This window comes from Vibrio sp. 378 (genome assembly GCF_033339435.1).
The window spans coordinates 1-545 of the sequence record NZ_JAWOUO010001038.1 but is presented as its reverse complement, the minus strand read 5'-3'; the positions used below and the strand labels follow the sequence as shown (position 1 = coordinate 545).

1 protein-coding gene is annotated in these 545 nt (G+C 35.8%); it reads left to right on the top strand.

Going from position 1 to position 545, the window contains the following annotated elements:
* The first annotated feature begins 42 nt into the window (after window positions 1-42).
* Entirely contained in the window at window positions 43-375 is a 333-nt protein-coding gene (locus tag R7Q48_RS30245; RefSeq protein WP_005494151.1) for a tRNA-binding protein, read from the top strand.
* The last annotated feature ends 170 nt before the right edge of the window (window positions 376-545 follow it).

The following is a 545-nucleotide window of genomic DNA, read 5'->3' as shown; positions in this document are numbered from 1 at the left end:
TAAACGTTATCTTTTTAGTAAAACTTTACTGAGGTTTTAATTATGGAAACTATCGCTTACTCTGATTTTGCCAAACTGGAAATTCGTACCGGAAAAATCATTGAAGTGGCTCGTCATCAAAATGCAGACAAGCTGTATATTGTGCAAATTGATATTGGTGAAAAAACACTGCAAACCGTAACCAGCTTAGTGCCTTATTACACCGAGGAAGAGTTGATGGGCAAACAAGTGGTCGTGTTGTGTAATCTTGCCAAAGCCAAAATGCGCGGTGAAACCTCTGAATGTATGTTGTTATGCGCAGAAACGGATGATGAGTCCGAAAGTGTGTTGCTAACGCCAGAAAGAGCGATGCCGACCGGGGTGAGAATTGTTTAGAGTTTAATCAAGCAAACGTTTTATTGTTCGTGTTTATGTTTTGTGTCTCATTTTATAAATAAATCAATAGATATATATTCAACTCTATTTATAATCTCCGCGCTTTTAAAACTGTTTAACAGTATGAAAAATATAGGAAATTATAATGAAAAAAGTATTGCCATTATTGG

Coding starts and splice junctions, on each gene's coding strand:
- R7Q48_RS30245 (WP_005494151.1), top strand. CDS start 43: ATGGAAACTATCGCTTACTCTGATTTTGCCAAACTGGAAATTCGTACC.